This is a genomic window from Paenibacillus andongensis, from assembly GCF_025369935.1.
In the GTDB taxonomy this organism is placed as follows: Bacteria; Bacillota; Bacilli; order Paenibacillales; family NBRC-103111; genus Paenibacillus_E; species Paenibacillus_E andongensis.
On the sequence record NZ_CP104467.1, the window covers coordinates 260,050 to 285,577 of the forward strand.

Annotated in this window: 20 protein-coding genes, 2 tRNA genes and 3 rRNA genes; all 25 read left to right on the forward strand. The window is 47.8% G+C overall.

What is annotated here, in order from left to right; translation table 11 throughout:
* Positions 1–2: 2 nt before the first annotated feature.
* Positions 3–1,418 (forward strand): tRNA lysidine(34) synthetase TilS, encoded by a 1,416-nt coding sequence (gene tilS / locus NYR53_RS01160; RefSeq protein WP_261303574.1) that lies wholly within the window; start codon positions 3–5, stop codon positions 1,416–1,418.
* 70 nt (positions 1,419–1,488) lie between these two features.
* Positions 1,489–2,028 carry a hypoxanthine phosphoribosyltransferase gene (gene hpt, locus NYR53_RS01165; RefSeq protein WP_261303575.1) on the forward strand — a complete coding sequence of 180 codons (540 nt, stop codon included), beginning with the start codon at positions 1,489–1,491 and terminating at the stop codon, positions 2,026–2,028.
* 97 nt (positions 2,029–2,125) lie between these two features.
* Entirely contained in the window at positions 2,126–4,078 is a 1,953-nt protein-coding gene (gene ftsH, locus NYR53_RS01170; RefSeq protein WP_261303576.1) for an ATP-dependent zinc metalloprotease FtsH, read from the forward strand.
* A gap of 212 nt (positions 4,079–4,290) precedes the next feature.
* Complete coding sequence (nadA, locus tag NYR53_RS01175) at positions 4,291–5,229, forward strand: quinolinate synthase NadA (protein ID WP_261303577.1); 939 nt, start codon at positions 4,291–4,293, stop codon at positions 5,227–5,229.
* Positions 5,230–5,347: 118 nt separating this feature from the next.
* Positions 5,348–6,958, forward strand: a complete 1,611-nt coding sequence (nadB, locus tag NYR53_RS01180) for an L-aspartate oxidase (protein ID WP_261303578.1) — start codon at positions 5,348–5,350, stop codon at positions 6,956–6,958.
* 1 nt (position 6,959) lies between these two features.
* Positions 6,960–7,829, forward strand: coding sequence for a carboxylating nicotinate-nucleotide diphosphorylase (gene nadC, locus NYR53_RS01185; RefSeq protein ID WP_261303579.1), 870 nt, complete (start codon positions 6,960–6,962; stop codon positions 7,827–7,829).
* On the forward strand, positions 7,826–8,590 hold the full coding sequence (locus NYR53_RS01190) for a type III pantothenate kinase (RefSeq protein ID WP_261303580.1): 765 nt from the start codon (positions 7,826–7,828) through the stop codon (positions 8,588–8,590). Before nadC ends, NYR53_RS01190 begins: the two co-directional genes overlap by 4 nt.
* A gap of 23 nt (positions 8,591–8,613) precedes the next feature.
* On the forward strand, positions 8,614–9,480 hold the full coding sequence (hslO, locus tag NYR53_RS01195) for an Hsp33 family molecular chaperone HslO (protein WP_261303581.1): 867 nt from the start codon (positions 8,614–8,616) through the stop codon (positions 9,478–9,480).
* A 36-nt stretch (positions 9,481–9,516) separates the two neighbouring features.
* The gene (locus NYR53_RS01200) at positions 9,517–10,467 is read left to right on the forward strand and encodes a peptidyl-prolyl cis-trans isomerase (RefSeq protein WP_261303582.1); all 951 of its coding nucleotides are present in this window, start codon (positions 9,517–9,519) and stop codon (positions 10,465–10,467) included.
* Positions 10,468–10,580: 113 nt separating this feature from the next.
* Positions 10,581–11,522: a cysteine synthase A gene (cysK, locus tag NYR53_RS01205; RefSeq protein ID WP_261303583.1), complete on the forward strand. Its 942-nt coding sequence runs from the start codon at positions 10,581–10,583 to the stop codon at positions 11,520–11,522.
* Positions 11,523–11,637: 115 nt separating this feature from the next.
* Positions 11,638–13,197: an anthranilate synthase component I family protein gene (locus NYR53_RS01210; protein WP_261303584.1), complete on the forward strand. Its 1,560-nt coding sequence runs from the start codon at positions 11,638–11,640 to the stop codon at positions 13,195–13,197.
* A 33-nt stretch (positions 13,198–13,230) separates the two neighbouring features.
* Complete coding sequence (gene pabA, locus NYR53_RS01215; protein WP_171690703.1) at positions 13,231–13,812, forward strand: aminodeoxychorismate/anthranilate synthase component II; 582 nt, start codon at positions 13,231–13,233, stop codon at positions 13,810–13,812.
* A gap of 3 nt (positions 13,813–13,815) precedes the next feature.
* Complete coding sequence (gene pabC, locus NYR53_RS01220) at positions 13,816–14,673, forward strand: aminodeoxychorismate lyase (RefSeq protein ID WP_261303585.1); 858 nt, start codon at positions 13,816–13,818, stop codon at positions 14,671–14,673.
* Between the two features lie 29 nt (positions 14,674–14,702).
* Complete coding sequence (gene folP / locus NYR53_RS01225) at positions 14,703–15,518, forward strand: dihydropteroate synthase (protein WP_261303586.1); 816 nt, start codon at positions 14,703–14,705, stop codon at positions 15,516–15,518.
* 24 nt (positions 15,519–15,542) lie between these two features.
* Positions 15,543–15,911: a dihydroneopterin aldolase gene (gene folB, locus NYR53_RS01230; protein ID WP_047682945.1), complete on the forward strand. Its 369-nt coding sequence runs from the start codon at positions 15,543–15,545 to the stop codon at positions 15,909–15,911.
* Positions 15,908–16,423 carry a 2-amino-4-hydroxy-6-hydroxymethyldihydropteridine diphosphokinase gene (gene folK, locus NYR53_RS01235; RefSeq protein ID WP_261303587.1) on the forward strand — a complete coding sequence of 172 codons (516 nt, stop codon included), beginning with the start codon at positions 15,908–15,910 and terminating at the stop codon, positions 16,421–16,423. The genes folB and folK overlap by 4 nt, the downstream gene beginning before the upstream one ends.
* Positions 16,405–16,617, forward strand: a complete 213-nt coding sequence (locus NYR53_RS01240) for a helix-turn-helix domain-containing protein (RefSeq protein ID WP_047682939.1) — start codon at positions 16,405–16,407, stop codon at positions 16,615–16,617. Before folK ends, NYR53_RS01240 begins: the two co-directional genes overlap by 19 nt.
* Positions 16,618–16,634: 17 nt before the next feature.
* Positions 16,635–17,639 carry a tRNA dihydrouridine synthase DusB gene (dusB, locus tag NYR53_RS01245; protein ID WP_261303588.1) on the forward strand — a complete coding sequence of 335 codons (1,005 nt, stop codon included), beginning with the start codon at positions 16,635–16,637 and terminating at the stop codon, positions 17,637–17,639.
* Positions 17,640–17,860: 221 nt separating this feature from the next.
* Positions 17,861–18,337, forward strand: a complete 477-nt coding sequence (gene greA, locus NYR53_RS01250) for a transcription elongation factor GreA (protein WP_029197805.1) — start codon at positions 17,861–17,863, stop codon at positions 18,335–18,337.
* 87 nt (positions 18,338–18,424) lie between these two features.
* On the forward strand, positions 18,425–19,921 hold the full coding sequence (gene lysS, locus NYR53_RS01255) for a lysine--tRNA ligase (protein ID WP_261303589.1): 1,497 nt from the start codon (positions 18,425–18,427) through the stop codon (positions 19,919–19,921).
* A 320-nt stretch (positions 19,922–20,241) separates the two neighbouring features.
* Positions 20,242–21,783 (forward strand): 16S ribosomal RNA (locus NYR53_RS01260).
* 126 nt (positions 21,784–21,909) lie between these two features.
* Positions 21,910–22,026: ribosomal RNA gene (gene rrf, locus NYR53_RS01265) — 5S ribosomal RNA — on the forward strand.
* 79 nt (positions 22,027–22,105) lie between these two features.
* Positions 22,106–22,182: transfer RNA gene (locus NYR53_RS01270), tRNA-Ile, on the forward strand.
* A gap of 31 nt (positions 22,183–22,213) precedes the next feature.
* Positions 22,214–22,289 (forward strand) — tRNA-Ala (locus tag NYR53_RS01275).
* A 216-nt stretch (positions 22,290–22,505) separates the two neighbouring features.
* Positions 22,506–25,423: ribosomal RNA gene (locus NYR53_RS01280) — 23S ribosomal RNA — on the forward strand.
* Together the 16S, 23S and 5S rRNA genes with 2 tRNA genes alongside form the textbook arrangement of a ribosomal RNA operon.
* The last annotated feature ends 105 nt before the right edge of the window (positions 25,424–25,528 follow it).

The window sequence follows — 25,528 nt, forward strand, 5'->3', positions numbered from 1 at the left end:
CGATGGAAATCGATCTTGTTGCCAAGGTGGAACAGCGAATTATTGAAGAACAACTCGTCGATCCAGGAGATGTGGTGGTCGTTGCGGTATCAGGAGGACCTGATTCCGTGGCGCTGCTTCATGTCCTTTTTGCCCTTGCTAGGCGTTATAACTGGCAGCTCATTGTTGCGCATGTAAATCATCAATTCCGCGGCGCGGAATCGGATGCGGAAGCCTCCTTTGTAGGGAATCTTGCAGATGAACTCGGGATTCCGTGTGAAATCGGCGTTATTGATGTGCCTGCCTATATAGAGGAAACGTCGCTAAATGGACAAGCCGCGGCACGTGAGAAGCGCTACGGATTCCTACATGAGATCGCAGCGAAATACAGCGCTAGTCGTATTGCCATCGCTCATCATGCGGATGATCAAGCCGAAACTGTCATGATGCGGATTCTGAGAGGGACAGGCCCTTCAGGCCTGGTTGGCATGCCGGAACGCCGGCGCGAAAAAAAAGTGGAACTGATTCGTCCGTTTTTACGTATATACAAAGCAGATATTGTGAATTATTGCGCTCAGCATGAAATGACGTATTGTAAGGACAGCAGCAATGAGCTGCGGAAGTATTTTCGCAATCAGATTCGGCTTGATGTGATGCCGATGCTGAAGCAGTATAATGAGCAACTTCCAGAGTCACTGAATCGATTGACGGATTTGATGCGAGCTGAGGATGATTATTTGGCCAAAGAAGCCGAGCAGGTTTTTCGCCGAATAACGACTTTCCAGCAAGCCTGCTGCCGCATAAAAAGACGTGATTTCACTGAGCTGCACGTTGCTTTACAAAGGCGTTTGATTAAATTAATATTAAACTGTCTTTGTTTGGAAAGAGATCGGTTGGATTTTACACGAATTGAAAGTATGCGTGAGTTGATATTACAGGATCAGGTTTCTAATCAAGTCCTTCAGGTGGATGAACAGGTTTATATTGTGAGAGAATATGAATCTATTCAATTTCAGACCTTCGCTCCTTCCCCGAAGCCTTATGCTTATGAGGTTGGAGTGGATACAAGCGAGCTGTGCCTGCCGGAAGTGGAAGCCAAACTGATCTGCTCATGGATGCCGGCTAGTTCGAAGGAGACAGCTGCTTATTCCTCATCTGCAACGGACGTGTTTTTGGATCTAGATCAACTTAACTTGCCGCTTGTTGTAAGGAGCCGCAGGTCAGGAGATCGGTTTGAGCCGCATGGTTTAAATGGGTCCAAAAAAGTAAAGGATATGTTCATTGATGCCAAAATGCCGCTAAGCCGGCGTGATGTCATCCCACTGTTAGTCGATGCTTCCGGGCAAATCCTCTGGATTGCTGGCTTTCGTAGGTCCAAGCACGCTCTGGTTGGGCCGGATACAGTACGTGTACTTCATATGAAGCTAGTGCTGAAGTAATATGCGTAAATTTCGTTCTTCTAGAATGTAAATTTATAAGGATTCATAATATAAACTAGGGGGTTCATCCTTGTACAGCGACATTCAAGAAGTTCTTTACAGTGAAGAACAGATTCAAGGCAAGATTAAAGAATTAGGAGAGAAGCTCTCCATCGATTACGAAGGTAAGAACCCGTTGGTTATCTGTGTGCTTAAGGGAGCTTTCATTTTCATGGCTGATCTTGTAAAGCAAATCAGAGTACCATTGGAACTCGATTTCATGGCTGTTTCCAGCTATGGTCAATCCACGAAATCTTCTGGTGTTGTCAAGATTATTAAAGATCTTGATGTTCCCGTAGAAGGACGTCATATTCTTATCGTGGAGGACATTATCGATAGCGGTTTAACGCTGAGTTATCTGATAGATGTGCTAGAGCGACGCAATGCTAAGACGATTTCGGTCGTTGCGCTGTTTAATAAACCGGCACGCAGAACGGTGGACCTCGAACCTGAATACACAGGTTATGTGCTTCCAGATGAGTTCGTTGTCGGATATGGTCTGGATTATGCAGAGAAGTATCGCAACCTTCCATTTATCGGCATATTGAAACCAGAGATCTATAGTAGCTAATGCCACTTCCCGCAGACTCATCAGCGCTGTTCTGTTGTAGTGCTTTACCGGGATGTGGTAAAATAATAAACGTGTGCCGTTTGAGAGGAGGCTCGGGATGAATCGAATTATCCGGAATACCGGCTTTTATTTACTTATATTTTTGGTTACTGTAGGTATCGTCCATTTCATTAGTACCCAAAACGAGCAAAAGGAGTTAATTACTTACGATAAATTCCGCCAAGCGGTTGTTAACAAAAATGTGGAATCCGTGACCTTAAAGTTTGATGGATACACATATTTGATTAAAGGTAAGTACATTAACCCGCCAAGTGGTGCTGATAAGAAGAGCTTCGAAACCCATGCTCCATTCGAGCCTATGGTCGTTCAGCTGATTGAAGCGAATGGCGTTCCATCAGAAACGTACGAGACTATGGAACGGGATAGCGTTTGGATTAGCTTCCTAACTTCGATCATCCCATTCGTCATTATCTTCATCTTGTTTTTCTTCCTGTTAAATCAGGCTCAGGGTGGCGGCGGCAAAGTGATGAACTTCGGCAAAAGCCGTGCCCGCTTATATAATGAGGAGAAAAAGCGTGTCACATTTGAAGACGTGGCAGGTGCTGACGAAGAGAAGCAAGAATTGATCGAGGTTGTCGAATTCCTCAAAGATCCACGGAAATTCGCAGCTGTCGGTGCTAGAATTCCTAAAGGGGTTCTGCTCAATGGTCCTCCGGGAACTGGTAAAACCCTTCTTGCGCGAGCTGTCGCTGGCGAAGCAGGCGTGCCATTCTTCAGTATTTCAGGTTCTGACTTCGTTGAGATGTTCGTCGGTGTCGGTGCTTCCCGTGTTCGTGACTTGTTCGAGAACGCGAAGAAGAACTCACCTTGTATCATTTTTATCGATGAGATCGATGCTGTAGGTCGTCAACGTGGCGCTGGTTTAGGCGGCGGACATGACGAGCGCGAACAAACACTCAATCAATTGCTCGTAGAAATGGACGGCTTTGGCGCTAACGAAGGTATCATTATCGTTGCTGCGACTAACCGCCCAGACATCCTTGACCCAGCCTTACTGCGTCCAGGTCGTTTCGACCGTCAAATCACGGTAGATCGTCCGGACATCAAAGGCCGCGAAGCTGTACTGAAAGTACATGCTCGCAACAAACCACTTGCCAAAGACGTGAAGCTTGACTCCTTGTCTCGCTATACGACTGGATTCACAGGTGCTGATCTCGAGAATTTATTGAACGAAGCAGCTTTGATTGCTGCTCGTCGTAACCGTAAAGATATTTCGATGGCTGAAATCGAAGAAGCTTTTGACCGTATTATTGTAGGTACGCAGAAGAAAAGTCGGATTATCAGCGAAGCTGAGAAACGCATTGTCGCTTATCATGAAGCCGGACACGCGATCATTGGTTATTATGCAGAGAATGCCGATATGGTGCACAAAGTTACAATCGTTCCGCGCGGACGCGCTGGCGGTTATGTCATGATGCTGCCTAAAGAAGGCGAAGATCGCATGATGCAGACGAAGAACGAATTGCTGGATAAAGTAACAGGACTCCTGGGAGGCCGCGTTTCCGAAGAACTATTTATCGGAGAAATCGGCACTGGGGCTTATAGTGACTTCCAGAAAGCAACAGGTATTGTTCGTCGCATGATCATGGAATACGGAATGAGCGATAAGCTGGGACCCATGCAGTTCGGCAGCTCGCAAGGCCAAGTGTTCTTAGGCCGCGATATCGGACATGAACAAAACTACAGTGATGCGATTGCTTATGAGATTGATCAAGAGATGCAAAACTTTATTCGCACTTGTTATGACCGTGCTCGTGCGATGCTTACGGAGCATGCGGATCAGATTCATCTCGTAGCCAAAACGTTGCTTGAGAAAGAAACACTCGATAAAGACGAAATCATCGAGCTTCTTGAGAAAGGCAGATTGAATGCAAGCGGAGATGACGAAGAGGTCAAAGTGAACATTCAAGGGCAAAGCCAATCTAGCGAAAGCAACAAATTGGAGCTAAACAAAGATAAAGATTCCAATTCGGACCATTCCGAAGAGTAACAAGCAATAGCAACTCGTAAATCCGGTGTACACGTCAGGTGTACCCGGATTTTCTGGTTTTTTCGGCATATTTGCGCATTGACAGGGGATGTGAGAATGTGTAAATTAGTTGTAAATCTCTAATTTTACTACGATTAGAACATACTACTGTTAATCCTATTTTTAGATAGACAAGAAGTACATTTTACGTCCCAGACAGGGGAGGAAGCACCATGGAAGCTCTAGCTATTGAACGCAAAGCCGAGCAGAACCGTGAACTTAAAGAACGGTTGCTGCAGCTAAAGAAAGAACGGAATGCTATTATTCTTGCTCATTATTATCAACGTGACGAAGTTCAAGAGGTTGCCGATTTCCGGGGGGATTCCTTTCTGCTCGCGCAGAAGGCCGCACAAACCGATGCAGATGTAATTGTATTCTGTGGCGTACATTTCATGGGGGAAAGTGCTAAGATTCTTGCTCCTAACAAAACTGTCATTATTCCTGACGAACGTGCAGGCTGCCCGATGGCGGATATGGTGAATGTGGAAGGTCTACGTGCTCTGAAACGCCAGCACCCTAATGCCAAAGTTGTTGCTTACATTAATACATCTGCGGATGTGAAATCAGAAACAGATATTTGCTGTACGTCGGCAAATGCCATCAATGTCATCAATTCCGTCGATTCAGATGAGATCATCTGGGTACCGGATAAAAATTTGGGCGACTATGTATCAAAATTCACAAGCAAAAAAGTGATCATCTGGGAAGGCTACTGCAATACGCATGATATGCTGACCGTTAAAGATGTAGAAGAAATGAGAGCCCAATACCCGAATGCTCAGTTCGTTGTTCATCCGGAATGTCGCCCAGAAGTTGTTAAACTGGGAGATTTCGTCGGAAGTACGACAGCGATTATCAAATATTGCAAAGAGTCGGATTGCAAAGAGTTTATCGTTGGAACGGAAGATGGAACGGGGTATCAGCTTCGTCTGGACAGTCCAGATAAACAGTTCCATTTTGCAACCAAATACTTGGTATGCCCGAATATGAAAGTAAACAATTTGAAGAAAATTGTGAAGTGTCTTGAGACGATGCAGCCAGAGATTTACGTGCCAGAAGATGTAGCCGATAAAGCGAGATTGTCCTTAGAGCGCATGTTACAAGTAAAGTAGCATGCGCTACTCTCTTGTTTAATAGGTAGGGTACCCTCGCAAAGCATTCCAATATCGATTAACCATCGGATATCGGTTGCTTTGCGAGCTATTAATGGTGAAGAACAGGTGAAACGGCATGATTCCTAGATACCTCGTAGATGTAGATTTAGATTCCATTCCTCATGTACATACAGATGTTATTGTGATTGGCGCGGGCATTGCAGGTTTATTCACTGCTCTTCGTGCTAGTGAAAATAAGAAAGTGCTGATGATTACGAAGAAATCACTCCTCGACAGTAACACACGCTATGCACAAGGCGGAATTGCTGCTGTTATATCGGACGAGGATTCACCGGAATATCATATGCAGGATACATTGATTGCAGGTGCAGGTCTATGTTCGCCGGAGGCGGTAGACGTTCTCGTTCATGAGGGCCCTAACGGCGTTCAGGACCTCATTCGGATGGGTACCCAGTTTGATCTTGAGAACGGGGAGTTCGCTTTGACCAAAGAGGGGGCGCACAGTCAGCGTCGAATTTTGCATGCGCATGGCGACGCCACGGGCGCAGAGATTGTACGAGCTCTTTCGGAACGCACGAAGCAAGATCCGAACATTGAGATCTGGGACGATCACTTCGTGATCGACCTAATCACGCAAGACGGCGAGTGCTACGGTGCTCTCGTGCAGAAACCTGGCGGTCAGCGCGTGTTTGTGCGCGGCAACGCCACGATCCTTTGCTCCGGTGGTGCGGGACAGCTGTTCCGCTACACAACGAATCCTGACATCGCCACAGGCGATGGGATCGCAATTGCTCATCGCGCCGGTGCGCAGATTCAGGATGTGGAATTCATTCAATTCCACCCTACGGCGCTTTGCTACCCTGGTGCTCCGCGCTTCCTAATCTCGGAAGCGGTGCGTGGCGAGGGAGCTTATCTGCGCAATATCAAGGGAGAGCGCTTCATGGAGCATTACCATCCCCAGCTTGAGCTAGCGCCAAGGGATGTTGTGGCTCGTGCCATTGTCGACGAGATGGAGAATTGTAAATCGACCTTCGTCTATATTGACATAACGCACGAATCCGAGGAATTAATCAAACATCGATTTCCGACGATATATGAATATTGCCTCAACTACGGTCTAGATATGAGCACCGACTGGATTCCGGTTGCTCCGGCAGCTCATTATATGATGGGCGGCGTCAAGACTGATCTTCATGGAGAAACGATCGTCCGCCGTCTTTTCGCTTGTGGGGAAGTGTCTTCTACAGGTGTACATGGCGCTAATCGATTAGCCAGTAACTCCTTATCTGAAGCCATTGTGTTTGGTAGAAGAATCATTGAACGGATTCAGGAGCTCCCTCCTTTGGAAGGTAATATTCAAATACGTGCTGAATCAAAAGCGCCAAGAACGGAAATCCCGAATCAGGCCGTTGTCGAGAAAAAGCTTAAGCTGCAGAAGGTTATGCTGCGTTACGCGGGGCTGAAACGTTCAGCCAAAGGCTTGCAAAAAGGCTATGACGAATTGGCAAGACAACTATCTATCTTCGGTTCTTTGATGACGAAACGTGAAGATTATGAGTTTGCGAATTTACTCAATTGTGCACTTCTAACGACAACAGCTGCTCTAGCCCGAGAGGAAAGTCGCGGCGGTCATTACCGGGAAGATTTCCCTGAACGGGATGATCAAGCATGGAAGAAGCATATAGTTTTTAAGCGCGGGGAAGATAGCATTGAGGAGTGGATTTAACATGTTGGATTTAAATATGGAACTCATTCGTAAACATATTCGGCTTTGGCTGGAAGAGGATATTGGAACCGGCGATGTCACGACTCTGACAACGATCCCTTTGGAACATGCGTCCAAAGGGATTATCCACGTCAAAGAAGACGGAATTGTCTGTGGACTCCGAATCGCCCAAGAAGTTTTTGCTGTGGTCGATGCTTCTCTTCGTTTTGAAACCAAAGTAGTTGAAGGATCGTCTGTTAATAAAGGGACCATACTAGCTGAAGTAGAAGGCAATACGCGTAGTATTCTGCTAGGTGAACGATTAAGCCTTAATTTGATGCAGCGATTATCAGGAATTGCAACCAAGACTCGTGAGTTTGTCGATGCTTTAGAAGGCGTGCCGACTAGACTTGTCGATACACGGAAGACGACGCCGGGACACAGACTGCTTGAGAAGTATGCTGTACGAGTGGGTGGTGGTCATAATCACCGATTTGGACTCTATGATGCTGTGATGATTAAAGATAATCATATTAAGGGTTCGGGCGGCATCACACAAGCTATACAAGCGGCCAGGCAGCAGATCCCCCACACGATGAAGATCGAGGTGGAGGTCGAGAATTTTGACCAATTGCACGAAGCATTAGCAGCTGGTGCGGATATCATCATGCTCGATAATATGATTCCTGCGAAGATGAAAGAAGCAGTTACAATAATTAAAAGTAAAGCACCGCATATTGTAGTAGAGGGCTCAGGTTCTGTGACACCTCAGACCATTAAAGCGATGGCGGAAACGGGCGTCGATGTGATCTCCGTTGGGCGCTTGACGTATTCGGTTGCGGCGCTGGACATCTCGTTAGATCTGAATGAGCAGAAGGAGGCGGCACTATGATACTTGTTATCGATGTTGGGAATACGAACATTGTGCTCGGCCTCTATCAAGATCGAACGCTTCTTCATCACTGGCGGGTTAGTACGAACCGTTCGGCGACAGTCGATGAGTATGGGATGCTGCTGCACAGCCTATTTCAACACTCGGGCATCTCATTTGCGCAGGTGGAAGGTGTCATCGTCTCTTCCGTTGTTCCTCCGCTTATGAATGTAATGGAAAACCTTTGCTTACACTATTTGAAAAGGACGCCTTTCATCGTTGGTCCTGGCATTAAGACAGGATTGAACGTGCGTGTAGACAATCCCAAAGAGGTCGGTGCTGATCGCATTGTAAATGCTGTCGCGGCGCTTGAACTCTACGGGGCTCCTTGTATCATTGTTGATTTCGGGACGGCCACCACATACGACTACATTGATCCTTCCCAGCAGCTTGTTGGCTGTGCGATTGCACCGGGAATCGGGATCTCTACGGAAGCCTTATATCAGAAGGCGGCGAAGCTGCCGCGCATCGAGCTAGTCAAACCGAAGAGTGTCGTCGGTCGTAATACCGTAGCGGCGATGCAGGCAGGGATTATTTTCGGCTATGTAGGCCAAGTTGATGGGATTGTCGAACGTGTCATTCAAGAGTTTAATGTCAATCCAACAGTTATAGCTACGGGTGGGCTTGCGGAGCTGATTTCCAGTGAATCTCGGACCATTCAAATCGTTAATCCACTGCTTACCCTGCAGGGTCTACAAATGATTTATGAGAAAAATGCTTAAGCTGTTTAAGGAAAGGATTTAACATGAGCGATTATTTAATTCGAGGAACGGCATTGGAGGGAAAAGTTCGTGCTTTTGCCGTGGAAACAACTGTCCTCACAGAAGAACTTAGCCGAAGACACCAAACCACACCAACAGCTACGGCCGCATTAGGAAGAACGGCAGCTGCGGGACTTCTCATTGCAGCCATGCTCAAGGGCGAAGAGCATCTCATTGTTCAAGTTAAAGGCGATGGGCCCATCGGTCAAATCGTGGTCGATGCGAATGCGAAGGGTGAGGTACGCGGTTATGTCGATAATCCGTTAGTCGATCCTCCGCTTAAAGAGAATGGCAAGCTAGATGTTGCAGCTGCGGTGGGAACGGATGGATTTTTGTACATAACGAAAGATTTAGGGATGAAAGAACCATATAAAGGCAGCGTTCCTCTCGTTTCAGGAGAATTGGCTGAAGATTTTACGTATTATTTTGCCATGTCTGAACAAACGCCTTCAGCTGTAGCGCTAGGGGTATTGGTCAATACGGATCACTCCATTCTGGCTTCAGGCGGATTCGTTATTCAATTGCTCCCTGGGTTAACAAATGATGAAATTGGGGACATTGAAGAGATGCTTGCTCGTATTCCATCCTTCACAAATATGCTCGGTGGGGGTTTGAATTTAGAGGAAATTCTTCAAACTATACTTCCCTCTTTCCAAAAGCTTGATCAGATGGATGTCATGTTCCGCTGTAAATGCAGTCGTGAAAGAGTGGAAACAACGCTTATTTCCTTAGGGAAAACAGAGCTGCAAGAAATTCTTGAAGATGAAGGGTTTGCTGAAGTCGTTTGTCATTTCTGCAATGAAGCTTATCGTTTTGACGAAGATGATTTGAAGCGGATGATTGAACAATAGATCAAACAGCATTATAGATGTAAAGAGGGAGTCAGGATGCAGAACGTGAAGCGATTGTGGGGAGTCATTATCGTGATGGCTGTAGGTAATCTCGTGCTCGCATCCTTGCTGGTCACCCATACCATAAACCAATCAGAACCAAGTCAACCACCAAAGCCTGAGAAGCAGGGTGAGCAGAAGAATGATCGGGTAGTCGCCAAAGTTGGAAATCGTGAGATGACCATTCTGGAGCTTCAAACGGCTCTTGAACGTCATTATGGGGCAGAACTGCTGGGTCAAATGTTGGATCGTGAAGTGATACGCCTGGAAGGAAATGAGTCAGGGACTTCGATTGGAAGCGCGGAGATTAACCGTGAGTTGAAACGGATGCAGCAAGGTTATGAGAGTGAGCAACAATTTTATGCATCCATGCAAAATCAGTTAGGTTTGTCAGAGCAAGAAATTAAGGAAGATGTAACCAATAAATTGTTACTCGAGAAGCTCGCAACCAAACAAATTCAGATAACGGATGCTCAGGTAGAAGACTATATGAAGACGCATGCCGATGAATTCAAGCAAGATACGGAATATAATATTCTACAAATTATTGTGTCAACTAAGGATCAAGCGAATAAAGTCATCGCGGAGCTGGCCAAAGGAGAGAGTTTTGCAACCCTTGCCAGAGATCGTTCCCTGGATGATGCAACCAATAACACCGGCGGTGATTTGGGTTGGATTGAAGGAGATGATCCCTTTGTTGCTGCTCCGGTTCTTGAAACGGCGAAACTCTTGAAGGTTGGAGAAGTGAGTAAGCCAGTCCCTGTACAGCAGGGGTTCGCGATTGTGAAACTGAAAAATCGGCGTGAGAAAGTGAATCCAGATCTTGCTTTCGTTCGTGAAAATGTGCGGAGAGAGCTCGCGCTTCGGGAAGCACCGCCTCTCAAGGATTATGTGCAGCAGCTTCGAGTGAAATGGAAGGTTAGCATTCTTGACCCTCAATTCCGTTGACATTCTGTGAAAATATGGTTGACAACCCGTAAGTGCATTGATAAGATGAATGTATTAATACCGACTAATTAACTCGGAAATCATCGATTATTTAACCTGGAGGGGAAAAAAGTATGGCAAGATTAGTACAAAGCATTACGGATTTGATTGGCGATACACCGCTTGTTCGTTTAAACCGCGTAGTTCCGGAAGGAAGCGCAGAAATTTATGTGAAACTCGAGTACCAAAATCCAGGTGCCAGCGTAAAAGACCGTATTGCCATCTCCATGATTGAAGTGGCAGAGCAAGAAGGTAAATTGAAGCCAGGCGATACGATTATTGAGCCAACTAGCGGTAACACAGGAATCGGAATAGCTTTAGTAGCAGCTGCAAAAGGATACAAGGCGATTCTGGTTATGCCAGAAACGATGTCATTGGAAAGACGCAACCTGCTTCGCGCTTATGGGGCTCAGTTGGTTCTGACGCCAGGAGCAGAAGGAATGAAAGGCGCGATCAAACGTGCTGAGGAACTTCAAGCAGAGAATCCTTCCTACTTCATCCCGCAACAATTCAAAAACCTAGCAAACGTGAAGGTTCACCGTGAAACTACAGGTCCGGAAATCGTTGAAGCGATTAATGCTCACGATGGCAAATTGGACGCTTTCATTTCGGGTATCGGTACGGGCGGAACCATAACAGGCGCAGGTGGCGTACTGAAAGAAAACTTCCCGAACATCAAAATATATGCTATTGAACCGGCTGCATCTCCGGTACTTTCCGGCGGCAAGCCAGGTCCTCATAAAATTCAAGGTATCGGCGCAGGCTTTGTTCCAGACATTCTGAACACAAGCATCTACGATGAAATTATTGCTGTAGAAAATGAAGATGCTTTCGAAACTTCACGTCGTGTTGCCAAAGAAGAAGGTATTCTTGGCGGTATCTCTTCAGGTGCAGCGATTTTTGCAGCGCTTAAAGTTGCTAAAGAGCTTGGCGCAGGCAAACGTGTAGTTGCTGTGATTCCAAGTAACGGTGAGCGTTACCTTTCTACACCACTTTATCAATTTGAAGAGCAATAAGATTACTTGCTACGAACAGCCTCCAGCTACTGCTGCTGGGGGCTTTTTTTCTGTGTAAGGTTGGAGTATACTAATGGACAACTAATCATCGGATATCACAGGAAGGAGGGCAAATATGATCCTAACAACAATAGAGCAGTGGCGTAATTGGTCCTCCGCGTACACAATGCTGCCTTATGTCATTAAACTGGGACTTGCCGACGACCGGATTGCTTCTTGGCAAGAAGCGTGGAAAGCAGCCGCGCCGGATTCCTTTGTCCTAGAAAGCGGCAAAGGGGGGCGTTACACGTTCTTCGGTTTACAGCCGTTTTCTATGGTTCATGGAACTGGTTTGGATGCGGAAATAACCATGACGGGCCCAGTTGATAAGGACAAGCCTCAAGTGTCACGCTTGCAAGGAAATCCGCTCGACATCGTGAAGCAGTGGATGTCCGCTTTTCGCAGCCCCAAAGTCGATGGAGCACCTAAGTTTCTTGGCGGCTGTGTAGGTTATTGGAGCTATGACGTGATCCGCACCATTGAGAAACTCCCGGAGCAAGCGGCAAATGATTTGCCGATTCCGGATTATAGCTTCGCTATGTATGACCAAGTTTGGACTTTGGATCATATCGATAAGAGCCTGTACATAGCGGTGCATATGCCGCTTGAGAAGAGCCGTGCAGCCGATGACACTTATCTCCGGCAGCTTTACGCACAGGCGCATGCTAAGGCCGAGGCGATGCTGGCTCGCTGGCATGCGATCCGCTCCAGCAGCTGGTCAGGCTCGCGCCTGGGCGGTGCGGACCAACCGGCGATCGCACGCGAGCAGCTGCACATCGACGTCGAGAGCATCGCAGGCATCCAGCCTGCCTTCGACAAAGCTGATTATATAGCGGCGGTGCAGCGCATCCAAGCCTACATCTCCCAAGGTGACGTGTTCCAAGTCAACTTGTCCGTTAGACAGAGCCGGCAGCTGCGCACGACGCCGGAGGAGATCTACGAGGCGCTGCGCATCGTCAATCCCTCGCCTTACATGGGCTTGCTGCGCTTCGCGGGCTTCGCCCTCGTCTCCGGCTCGCCGGAGCTGCTCGTGCAGCTCGAGGACGGCGTCCTGCGGACGCGTCCTATCGCCGGCACGCGCCCGCGCGGCAAGGACGAGCAGGATGACCTGCGCCTAGCCGGCGAGCTCATCGACAACGACAAAGAGCGCGCCGAGCACGTCATGCTGGTCGATCTCGAGCGCAACGACCTTGGCCGCATCTCGAAGTACGGCTCCGTCCACGTGAAAGACTTCATGGTCATCGAATACTACTCCCATGTGATGCATATCGTCTCGGAAGTCGTCGGCGAGCTCGCAGAGGGGAAGGACGCCTATGATGTCATTGCGGCGACTTTCCCCGGAGGCACGATCACAGGCGCTCCGAAGATTCGCACCATGGAAATTATCGAAGAATTAGAGCCAGTTCGCCGCGGACCTTATACAGGATCCATGGGGTGGATTGACTATAATGGAAATATGGAATTTAATATTATTATACGGACATTGGTAGCCGTACAAGGAATGGGTCATATTCAAGCAGGGGCTGGTATCGTTATTGATTCTATTCCTGAGCGTGAATATATGGAATCCTTGAATAAAGCCAAAGCAATGTGGAAAGCGATAGAATATAGCGAGCGGAGCATGAGCCGAGCTTAAGCCCTAGCAGGGCTGACGAAAGGGGAGCTTAGAATGATTTTAGTGATTGATAATTATGATTCATTTACGTACAACCTCGTCCAATATTTGGGGGAGATCGGTGAAGAAGTCGTCGTTCGTCGTAATGACGAGATTGATTTAGCGGGCGTTGAGGCTTTAGCGCCGGATCATATTTTAATATCTCCAGGTCCTTGCACGCCGAATGAAGCCGGAATTAGCTTATCACTCATCGACCATTTCAAAGGTAAAATCCCTATCTTCGGTGTCTGCCTAGGCCATCAATCGATTGGTCAAGCTTTTGGCGGCGACGTCATTCGCGCAGAGCGTTTAATGCATGGTAAAACCTCGGAGATTTTCCATGACGGGAAGACCTTATTCGAAGGGCTGCCATCCCCTTTTATTGCGACTCGCTATCATTCCTTAATTGTGAAGGTCGAGACGCTCCCTGATTGCTTGGAAGTAAGTGCACGTACAGCAGAAGGTGAAATTATGGCATTGCGCCATAAGGAATATCCGATTGAAGGTGTTCAGTTCCACCCAGAATCGATTATTACTCAGCACGGTCATCAGATCCTGCGAAACTTTCTTCGCCGCACAGCCAAAGCAGGAGTTTAAACTATGATGATTAGTGTTAATGGGATTTTAACAGATGATAAGGAAGCTGTGGTCTCGGTTTACGATCACGGCTTTCTTTACGGCCTTGGCCTTTTTGAGACATTTCGCACCTATAAAAAAGAACCGTTCCTTCTGCCCGAGCATCTTCGGCGACTATCGGAAGGCTGCCGTGAGCTAGGGATTGACTACGAGCCTGATCTTGCACACATTCAGCGTCTGATTGATAAGCTGCTTGGGGCTAATAACCTTGAGGATGCGTATGTCCGATACTCCGTTTCAGCTGGAATTGATGTACTTGGGCTGCCATCAGGCGTCTATCAAAAGCCTACAGAGATCATTTATATCAAGCCGCTTCCACCAAGGGACGAGAAGGTCTATGCACAAGGCAAAGCGCTGCAGCTGCTGAAGCTGCCTCGTAATACGCCGGAAGGTTTGTACCGATTCAAGTCCTTTCACTATATGAATAATATCCTGGCCAAAAGAGAGCTGCAGCAATATGCCTGGGCAGCTGGCGCAGAAGGTCTAATGCTAACTGAAGAGGGTTACGTAGCTGAGGGCATCGTGAGCAACCTCTTTTTCATAAAGGATAATGCTTGCTACACGCCGTCGCTGGATACAGGCATATTACCAGGCATCACAAGGGCCTATGTGTTACAGCTGGCACAGCAGCAGCAGATTCCTACACAGGGCGGCCTATACCGATGGGAAGACCTTCTGGAAGCCGATGAGGTTTTTATCGTTAATTCCATACAAGAGATTGTACCCATCACGACATTGTTCACACCCAGTGGACAATCTCACACTGTTGGAAATGGCGTCGTAGGTCCGATAACCCGCCAACTTAGCGATCTTTATAATTAACATTTGATTACAACAGGAAGTGAACGGTAATGAAAGTGTTATCCTGTAGAGGACATGAGCTGCCCATTAGTGATCGGACGATCATTATGGGCATATTAAACGTAACGCCAGACTCCTTCTCGGACGGTGGGAGTTACATTAGGATTGAAGATGCGGTACGCAGAGCTCGCCAAATGGTGGCGGAAGGCGCTGACATCATTGATATCGGGGGAGAATCGACCCGACCTGGTTTTGCCAAGGTCACACAAGAAGAAGAACTGCAACGGGTAATTCCGGTCATTGAGGCACTAAGTAAGGAAGTTAACGTTCCTATTTCTATAGATACGTACAAAGCAGAGGTCGCCAAGCAAGCATTAGAAGCAGGAGCGCATATCATCAACGATGTTTGGGGCGGCCAAGCCGACGTTCGAATGGCAGAAGTTGCAGCCAGCTACGATTGTCCCTTTATCATCACGCATAATCGTGTGGACCCGACTTATTCTGATTTTCTCCGTGACGTTACTACCGACTTACAGCTCTATGCGAATCAAGCTAGAGAAGTTGGTGTTCGGGAAGAGCGTATTATTTTAGACCCAGGCATCGGATTTGCTAAGACCTACGAGCAGAACCTTTTCCTCATGAACCATCTGCGTGCGATCGTAGACCTCGGATATCCTGTCCTTTTAGGCACATCCCGCAAAAGTGTCATTGGTTTTACACTAGGTCTGCCTCCTGAGGAACGTCTGGAAGGTACAGCTTCGACCGTGGCACTTGGAATCGCCCAAGGTTGTGGAATGATTAGAGTACACGATATTCAAGCGATGAAACGCTTAGCGGTTATGACCGATGCCATCATTCGCAGTTAACCTAAACTTTGGAGGCTTCTTACATTGGATAAAATAACGCTCTCCCGCATGCAGTTCTTTGGCAATCATGGTGTTTTTCCGGAAGAGAATAAGCTCGGTCAACGCTTTTATGTAGATGTAGAGCTTATGCTTCCGCTGGACAAACCCGGCAAGTCGGATCATTTGGATGATACGGTTAATTACGGAGAAGTATTTTTCAAAGTCAAAGAGATTGTAGAAGGCCGCACTTATAAATTAATTGAGGCTTTAGCAGAAAATATTGCATCCGAGCTGCTGCATACTTATACTAGTATCAATGAAGTGACGGTTCGCGTCATTAAGCCGCATCCGCCCTTTGCCGTATTTTTTGACGGGGTAACTGTAGAGATAAACCGAAAGCGGGCAAATGAATGACAGCCGAAGAACGAGAACAAGGTACGATAGCTTATGTCGCATTGGGATCCAATATAGATGATCGTGAACACTATTTGCAGGATGCGATTACAGCGCTGAACGAGGAATCGGGAATAACGGTGACTGGCTTGTCCAGCATCTACGAAACCGAACCGGTTGGCTATGTAGACCAATCTGCTTTTCTTAATATGGTTATTCAAATCATTACCGTTTTACCTGCAGAAGAGTTGTTGTTCACTATGCTTGCCATCGAGAAAAGACTGGGTCGAACGCGCGATTTGCGCTGGGGCCCGAGAACGATCGATTTGGATTTACTCCTTTACGGCGACCATCAGCTTACAACCCCCGACTTGATCATTCCGCATCCGCGGATGCATGAGCGGGCTTTTGTATTAGTTCCTCTCACTGAGGTTCTCTACAAGCGACAAGATGCTGCATTTGAATTCATCTCCGCGCATTTGGAGAAACTGGAAGGAAAGGAAGGCGTCATTCTATGGAAAAAAGCTCAGTAGCTCAGCGTATACGCGCTTTTCGTAAGTTGAAAGGGTACACTCAGAACGAATTAGCCGATTTACTCGGTGTGTCGATTGCCATCTTAGGCGCTATTGAAAGAGGTACACGCAAACCGGATACCAAAATTATAAATAAAATCTCGCAAGTCCTGAATATTGAGCCGGATGAGTTAGTTGCAACGGTTGCGAGATGAGAGGAGTGGAATCTTCGGTGCTGAAAATAGGAAATGTCGAAGCTCCCAATAAAGTCGTGCTTGCCCCAATGGCGGGCGTATGTAACCCTGCGTTCCGACTCATTGCCAAAGAATTTGGTACAGGTCTAGTCTGTGCAGAAATGGTTAGTGATAAAGCCATTGTTCACGGGAATTCCCGTTCGATGGAAATGCTTTATGTGGATGATCGAGAAAAACCGCTAAGTTTGCAAATCTTTGGTGGCGATACCGAAACCCTAGTGCAAGCGGCTAGAATCGTTGACCAACAGACGAATGCAGACATTATTGATATAAATATGGGATGTCCAGTACCGAAAATCACGAAGTGTGATGCGGGTGCAAGATGGCTGCTTCAACCTGAGAAAATCGAAGAAATGATCGCAACCGTTGTTGCGGCAGTAAGCAAACCAGTAACTGTAAAGATGCGTATCGGCTGGGATTCCGAGCACATTTATGCGATAGATAATGCTAAGGCTGTCGAAAGAGGCGGCGGTAGTGCAGTGAGCGTCCACGGGCGTACGCGTGAGCAGCTGTACACAGGTAAAGCCGATTGGGACATCATTCGTGATGTTAAGCAAGCCGTTTCAATTCCCGTTATCGGGAACGGTGATGTTGTGACACCTGAGGATGCCAAACGCATGTTAGACCATACGGGTGTAGATGGCGTGATGATTGGGCGCGGCGCGTTAGGCAACCCTTGGATGCTTTACCGTACCGTACAATATCTTGCCAATGGTGAACTACCGCCTGAGCCGACAGCGGAAGAGAAGATCCGTATCGCGATCTTACATATGGACCGACTCGTCGCTCTCAAGGGAGAGCATGTTGCTGTGAAAGAGATGCGCAAACATATGGCATGGTACCTCAAGGGCATGACAGGAGCGGCTCGTGTGAAGGATGCGATTATGGAGATGTTGAAGCGTGATGAAATGGTGCGAGCTCTGAATGATTACGTCGAGCATCTGGCATCGTCCACGATTGAAGAATCAGCCGTACTTCAATAAAAAATGCAGCTATGGTTGAGATTGACATTTTGAAACCGTTGCAATATAATCAGTCAATATTAATGTGTTCCTGCATATATTGAAAGACAAACGAGCAACTAACTTATTTAAGAAACGTGAATTCATACTACTTGAATCAGCTCTTTTAAGACCCAACTCCTAGCAGGAAGCATCGATTCAACGATATGAAAATCTTTCACATGACGGGAGATCAGTTGGAAATGGCTGAAAAAGAGGTCATTCTTACACCAGAAGGTTTAAGAAAGCTCGAAGATGAGCTTGAGCATCTGAAATCAGTGAAGCGTCGCGAAGTGGCTGAGAGAATCAAAGTTGCCATCGGATATGGCGATATCAGCGAGAACTCAGAGTACGAAGACGCGAAGAACGAACAAGCTTTTATTGAAGGCAGAATCATTACTTTAGAAAAATTGCTGCGCAATGCGCGTATTATTAATAACGATGATGTCGATACCAACACCGTTAGTGTTGGCTCAATCGTAACACTGAAGGACTTAGAATTCGGTGATTTGGTTGAATATAACATCGTAGGTACGGCGGAATCCGATCCGTTGATGAATAAGATTTCCAATGAAAGCCCTGTAGGTAGAGCTATTTTAGGAAAACAAAGGGGCGCGAACGTTGACGTTACCGTTCCTGCAGGCGTCATTCAGTATCAAATTATTGATATTAAAAAGTAGCGTGCAGCCGCATTCCTTTGGAAAGCTTCCTTTCGGAAGCTTTTTTCCGGTTTTAGCACCCTTTACTAATAAGTAGGAGATGAAAGCATGAGCCAGGAATTGGAATTGAACGAATTGCTCGTCATTCGCCGTAATAAATTGGACGAGCTTCGCGGTCTAGGTGTCGATCCGTTTGGCAGTAAATACGTAAGGACTCATTCAACCAAAGAAATCCTTACAGCTTACCAAGATAAAACCAAAGAAGAGCTGGATGCTGAGCATCATGAGGTCAGTATCGCCGGACGTATTATGCAAAAAAGAGGCATGGGTAAAGCCAGCTTCGCACATCTTCAAGACATTACAGGCAAAATTCAAATCTATGTACGTGAAGATGCACTAGACGCGAACAAATACCAAGCCTTTGATCTTCTGGATCTAGGCGATATGGTTGGGGTTCAGGGCGTTGTTTTCAAAACAAAAACCGGCGAAACTTCTATTAAGGTGAAATCGCTTGAGGTTTTGATCAAATCCTTGCTTCCGCTGCCGGATAAATTCCATGGTCTTAGTGATGTAGAACTGCGCTATCGTCAACGTTATGTTGATTTAATTATGAATCAAGATGTGCAGCAAACATTTATTCTTCGTTCCCGTATCATTCAGTCTATGCGTCGCTATTTGGATTCACTGGGTTATTTAGAAGTTGAGACACCTACGCTACATTCCGTAGCGGGTGGAGCGTCTGCGCGTCCTTTTAACACGCATCATAATGCTTTAGATATGCAGCTGCATATGCGTATTGCGATTGAGCTTCATTTGAAGCGCCTGATTGTTGGTGGATTGGAAAAAGTGTACGAAATTGGGCGTGTATACCGCAACGAAGGTATCTCTACGCGTCACAATCCGGAGTTTACAATGATTGAGCTTTATGAGGCTTATGCTGACTACAAAGACATCATGAAGCTTACGGAAGAGCTCATTGCACATATTGCGCAAGAGGTTCTTGGCAGTACAACGGTCGCATATGGCGATCACGAGGTCAATTTGGCTGTTGGCTGGAGACGTGTGTCCATGGTGGATGCCATTAAAGAAGTTAAGGGTGTGGACTTTAGCGCTCACATGTCGAACGAGGAAGCTCATCGCTTGGCCAAAGAGCATCATGTACAAGTTGAGCCTCACATGACATTCGGGCATATTGTGAATCAGTTCTTCGAAACATTTGTTGAAGAGACCTTAATACAGCCAACCTTTATTTACGGACATCCTTTAGAAATTTCACCGCTTGCCAAAAAGAATCCTGAGGATCCGCGTTTCACGGATCGCTTCGAACTCTTTATCGTAGCGCGTGAGCATGCCAACGCATTTACGGAGCTTAATGATCCTATCGATCAAAGAGAGCGTTTTGAAGCTCAGCTTCGTGAGAAAGAGCAAGGCAATGACGAGGCACATGAGATGGATGAGGACTTCATTCGTGCGCTTGAATACGGCATGCCTCCAACAGGTGGTTTAGGAATAGGAATTGACCGTTTGGTTATGCTATTGACGAATGCACCTTCCATTCGTGATGTACTGCTGTTCCCGCTTATGCGTGAACGTCAAGGAGAATAATGGCTTGCGTTTCGAGGCACCGAATAGGTGTCTCGAAACTTTTTAAAATAGTACTTGCAATGTCCATGGCGACTGTGGTATCTTATAAAAGTTGCCGCTGAGACAACGAAGAGCTTAACAAAAACAACTTATAAAAATAAGTTGCAAAGTAATTCTCGGTATGGTATATTGGTCTTCCGGCTTTCGAAAGAGAGCAGGTTGAACAAGAGGAATTGATCTTTGAAAACTGAACAACGAGTGAGTAAGCACAGTCGAGTAATCGACTATAAATGAGATGAATAATCTCGCTAGCAAGTCAATGAGTACAATTAAGCTTTTCTATTATGGAGAGTTTGATCCTGGCTCAGGACGAACGCTGGCGGCGTGCCTAATACATGCAAGTCGAGCGGATTTATCCTTCGGGATAAGTTAGCGGCGGACGGGTGAGTAACACGTAGGTAACCTGCCTATAAGATCGGGATAACTATCGGAAACGATAGCTAAGACCGGATAACTGGTTTTCTCGCATGAGAGAATTATGAAACACGGAGCAATCTGTGGCTTATAGATGGGCCTGCGGCGCATTAGCTAGTTGGTGAGGTAACGGCTCACCAAGGCGACGATGCGTAGCCGACCTGAGAGGGTGAACGGCCACACTGGGACTGAGACACGGCCCAGACTCCTACGGGAGGCAGCAGTAGGGAATCTTCCGCAATGGACGCAAGTCTGACGGAGCAACGCCGCGTGAGTGATGAAGGTTTTCGGATCGTAAAGCTCTGTTGCCCTAGACGAACAGCAAGAGGAGTAACTGCCTTTTGTGTGACGGTATAGGAGAAGAAAGCCCCGGCTAACTACGTGCCAGCAGCCGCGGTAATACGTAGGGGGCAAGCGTTGTCCGGAATTATTGGGCGTAAAGCGCGCGCAGGCGGTCAATTAAGTTGGGTGTTTAAGCCCGGGGCTCAACCCCGGTTCGCATCCAAAACTGGTTGACTTGAGTGTAGGAGAGGAAAGTGGAATTCCACGTGTAGCGGTGAAATGCGTAGAGATGTGGAGGAACACCAGTGGCGAAGGCGACTTTCTGGCCTATAACTGACGCTGAGGCGCGAAAGCGTGGGGAGCAAACAGGATTAGATACCCTGGTAGTCCACGCCGTAAACGATGCATACTAGGTGTTGGGGATTCGATTCCTCGGTGCCGAAGTTAACACAGTAAGTATGCCGCCTGGGGAGTACGCTCGCAAGAGTGAAACTCAAAGGAATTGACGGGGACCCGCACAAGCAGTGGAGTATGTGGTTTAATTCGAAGCAACGCGAAGAACCTTACCAGGTCTTGACATCCCTCTGAATACGGTAGAGATATCGTAGGCCTTCGGGACAGAGGAGACAGGTGGTGCATGGTTGTCGTCAGCTCGTGTCGTGAGATGTTGGGTTAAGTCCCGCAACGAGCGCAACCCTTGATCTTAGTTGCCAGCACTTTGGGTGGGCACTCTAAGATGACTGCCGGTGACAAACCGGAGGAAGGTGGGGATGACGTCAAATCATCATGCCCCTTATGACCTGGGCTACACACGTACTACAATGGTCGGTACAACGGGAAGCGAAGCCGCGAGGTGGAGCCAATCCTTATAAGCCGATCTCAGTTCGGATTGCAGGCTGCAACTCGCCTGCATGAAGTCGGAATTGCTAGTAATCGCGGATCAGCATGCCGCGGTGAATACGTTCCCGGGTCTTGTACACACCGCCCGTCACACCACGAGAGTTTACAACACCCGAAGTCGGTGGGGTAACCCGCAAGGGAGCCAGCCGCCGAAGGTGGGGTAGATGATTGGGGTGAAGTCGTAACAAGGTAGCCGTATCGGAAGGTGCGGCTGGATCACCTCCTTTCTATGGAGACTCGGATCTGATAGATCCAGTCAAGTATCTTCGGATACAAACAAGCTTACTCATTCGTGTTCAGTTTTGAAAGAGCAAGCCTCTTTCTGCAGGATGGTTAGCACCATGTTGCACTCGTTTGGTGATGATGGCGGAGGGGACCCACGCGTTCCCATCTCGAACACGACCGTTAAGCCCTCCAGCGTCGATGGTACTTGAACCGCAGGGTTCTGGGAGAGTAGAACGTTGCCAAGCGAGCCCACGTCAAGCTTTCGAAGAAAGCTTTCTTCGAAAGCTCGTAGGTGGGTTTTTATTTTGGAAAGTTTCTCATTAAGGGCCCTTAGCTCAGCTGGTTAGAGCGCACCCCTGATAAGGGTGAGGTCGGTGGTTCGAGTCCACTAGGGCCCACCATTTAACTTCATATAGAAGTTTATCCCATTATGGGGCCATAGCTCAGCTGGGAGAGCGCCTGCCTTGCAAGCAGGAGGTCAGCGGTTCGATCCCGCTTGGCTCCACCATTCATCATTTTTAAGATAGAAATTTCCAAGAAATTTCGACTTGAAATGAGGCAATAAGATGTGATAAGATAACTTTCGCCGCTGAAATAGGGCAAAGAAATGCGAATCACAGATTACAGTTGTTCCTTGAAAACTAGATAACGAAACAAAACGTAAAGTAAGAACTTAGGTAGCATGATCTTCGGATCTTGCGAAATTTTCAAATGTTTTTTTCTAGGTTAAGCTAGAAAGAGCACACGGAGGATGCCTAGGCACTAGGAGCCGAAGAAGGACGTGGCGAACGACGAAATGCCTCGGGGAGCCGTAAGCAGGCTTTGATCCGGGGATGTCCGAATGGGGGAACCCAGCTGTGGTAATGCGCAGTTACTCTAAAGTGAATACATAGCTTTAGTAGAGGCATACCCAGGGAACTGAAACATCTAAGTACCTGGAGGAAAAGAAAACAAAAGTGATTCCGTCAGTAGCGGCGAGCGAAAGCGGAATAGCCCAAACCAAGGAGCTTGCTCCTTGGGGTTGTAGGACCTCGATATGGGGTTAGTTCGGTAGGCGAAGTGATCTGGAAAGGTCCGGCATAGAAGGTAAAAGCCCTGTAGCTTAAATCGAACGAAACCCCTAGAGGTATCCTGAGTACGGCGGGTCACGTGAAACCCCGTCGGAATCCGGCAGGACCATCTGCCAAGGCTAAATACTCCCTAGTGACCGATAGTGAAGCAGTACCGTGAGGGAAAGGTGAAAAGCACCGCGGAAGCGGAGTGAAAAAGAACCTGAAACCGTGTGCTTACAAGAAGTCAGAGCCCTCTATATGGGTGATGGCGTGCCTTTTGTAGAATGAACCGGCGAGTTACGTTCCCGTGCGAGGTTAAGCTGAAAAGGCGGAGCCGCAGCGAAAGCGAGTCTGAATAGGGCGCTTGAGTACGTGGACGTAGACCCGAAACCGTGTGATCTACCCCTGTCCAGGGTGAAGGTGAGGTAACACTCACTGGAGGCCCGAACCCACGCATGTTGAAAAATGCGGGGATGAGGTGGGGGTAGCGGAGAAATTCCAATCGAACTCGGAGATAGCTGGTTCTCCCCGAAATAGCTTTAGGGCTAGCCTCGGATGTGGAGTTGTGGAGGTAAAGCACTGATTGGGTGCGGGGCCCGCCAAGGGTTACCAAGTCCAGTCAAACTCTGAATGCCACAAACTTAAATCCGGGAGTCAGACAGTGAGTGCTAAGATCCATTGTCAAAAGGGAAACAGCCCAGACCATCAGCTAAGGTCCCCAAGTGTGTGTTAAGTGGGAAAGGATGTGGAGTTGCACAGACAACCAGGATGTTGGCTTAGAAGCAGCCACCATTGAAAGAGTGCGTAATAGCTCACTGGTCGAGTGACTCTGCGCCGAAAATGTAACGGGGCTAAACACGCCACCGAAGCTATGGCTTGCACGTATGTGCATGGGTAGGGGAGCGTTGTATGTACGTTGAATTCTGACCGTAAGGACAGGTGGAGCGCATACAAGTGAGAATGCCGGTATAAGTAACGAAAAGATCAGTGAGAATCTGATCCGCCGAAAACCTAAGGGTTCCTGAGGAAGGCTCGTCCGCTCAGGGTAAGTCGGGACCTAAGGCGAGGCCGAAAGGCGTAGTCGATGGACAACAGGTGGAAATTCCTGTACCACCGTAGCCGTTATGAGCGATGGAGTGACGCAGAAGGATAGTGACGCGAGCTGATGGATGCTCGTCCAAGCAGTGAGGCTGGTTAGTAGGCAAATCCGCTAACCGTAAGGCTGGGCTGTGATGGGGAGGGAAACTTTAAGTACCGAAGGTCATGAGTTCACACTGCCAAGAAAAGCTTCTAGCCAGGCGAAGGTGCCCGTACCGCAAACCGACACAGGTGGGTGAGAAGAGAATTCTAAGGCGCGCGGAAGAACTCTCGTTAAGGAACTCGGCAAAATGACCCCGTAACTTCGGGAGAAGGGGTGCCTCGGTAGGGTGAATAGCCCGAGGGGGCCGCAGTGAAAAGGCCCAAGCGACTGTTTAGCAAAAACACAGGTCTGTGCGAAGCCGCAAGGCGAAGTATACGGGCTGACGCCTGCCCGGTGCTGGAAGGTTAAGAGGAGTGGTTAGGGGTTAAACCCGAAGCTATGAATTGAAGCCCCAGTAAACGGCGGCCGTAACTATAACGGTCCTAAGGTAGCGAAATTCCTTGTCAGGTAAATTCTGACCCGCACGAATGGCGTAACGACTTGGGCGCTGTCTCAACGAGAGATCCGGTGAAATTTTAATACCTGTGAAGATGCAGGTTACCCGCGACAAGACGGAAAGACCCCATGGAGCTTTACTGCAGCTTGATATTGGACTTTGGTACGATCTGTACAGGATAGGTGGGAGCCTTTGAAGCCTGAGCGCCAGCTTGGGTGGAGGCGCCGTTGGGATACCACCCTGATCGTATCGGAGTTCTAACCTGGTACCGTAATCCGGTATGGGGACAGTGTCAGGTGGGCAGTTTGACTGGGGCGGTCGCCTCCTAAAATGTAACGGAGGCGTTTAAAGGTTCCCTCAGAATGGTTGGAAATCATTCGCAGAGTGCAAAGGCATAAGGGAGCTTGACTGCGAGACCTACAAGTCGAGCAGGGACGAAAGTCGGACTTAGTGATCCGGTGGTACCGAATGGAAGGGCCATCGCTCAACGGATAAAAGCTACCCTGGGGATAACAGGCTTATCTCCCCCAAGAGTCCACATCGACGGGGAGGTTTGGCACCTCGATGTCGGCTCATCGCATCCTGGGGCTGAAGTAGGTCCCAAGGGTTGGGCTGTTCGCCCATTAAAGCGGTACGCGAGCTGGGTTCAGAACGTCGTGAGACAGTTCGGTCCCTATCTGTCGCGGGCGTAGGAAATTTGAGAGGAGCTGTCCTTAGTACGAGAGGACCGGGATGGACGTACCGCTGGTGTACCAGTTGTCTCGCCAGAGGCATCGCTGGGTAGCTATGTACGGAGGGGATAAGCGCTGAAAGCATCTAAGCGCGAAGCCCCCCTCAAGATGAGATTTCCCAGTATGTAAGACCCCTTGTAGACGACGAGGTTGATAGGTTCGAGGTGGAAGTGCAGCAATGCATGCAGCTGACGAATACTAATCGGTCGAGGGCTTAACCTAATATAGGGATCTTTGACGAAAGTCAAAGTCTCTCAGTTTGAACCCTAAATGTTCACTTTACGCAAGTTTCGTATCTAGTTTTCAGGGAATACTATTTCCTGAATG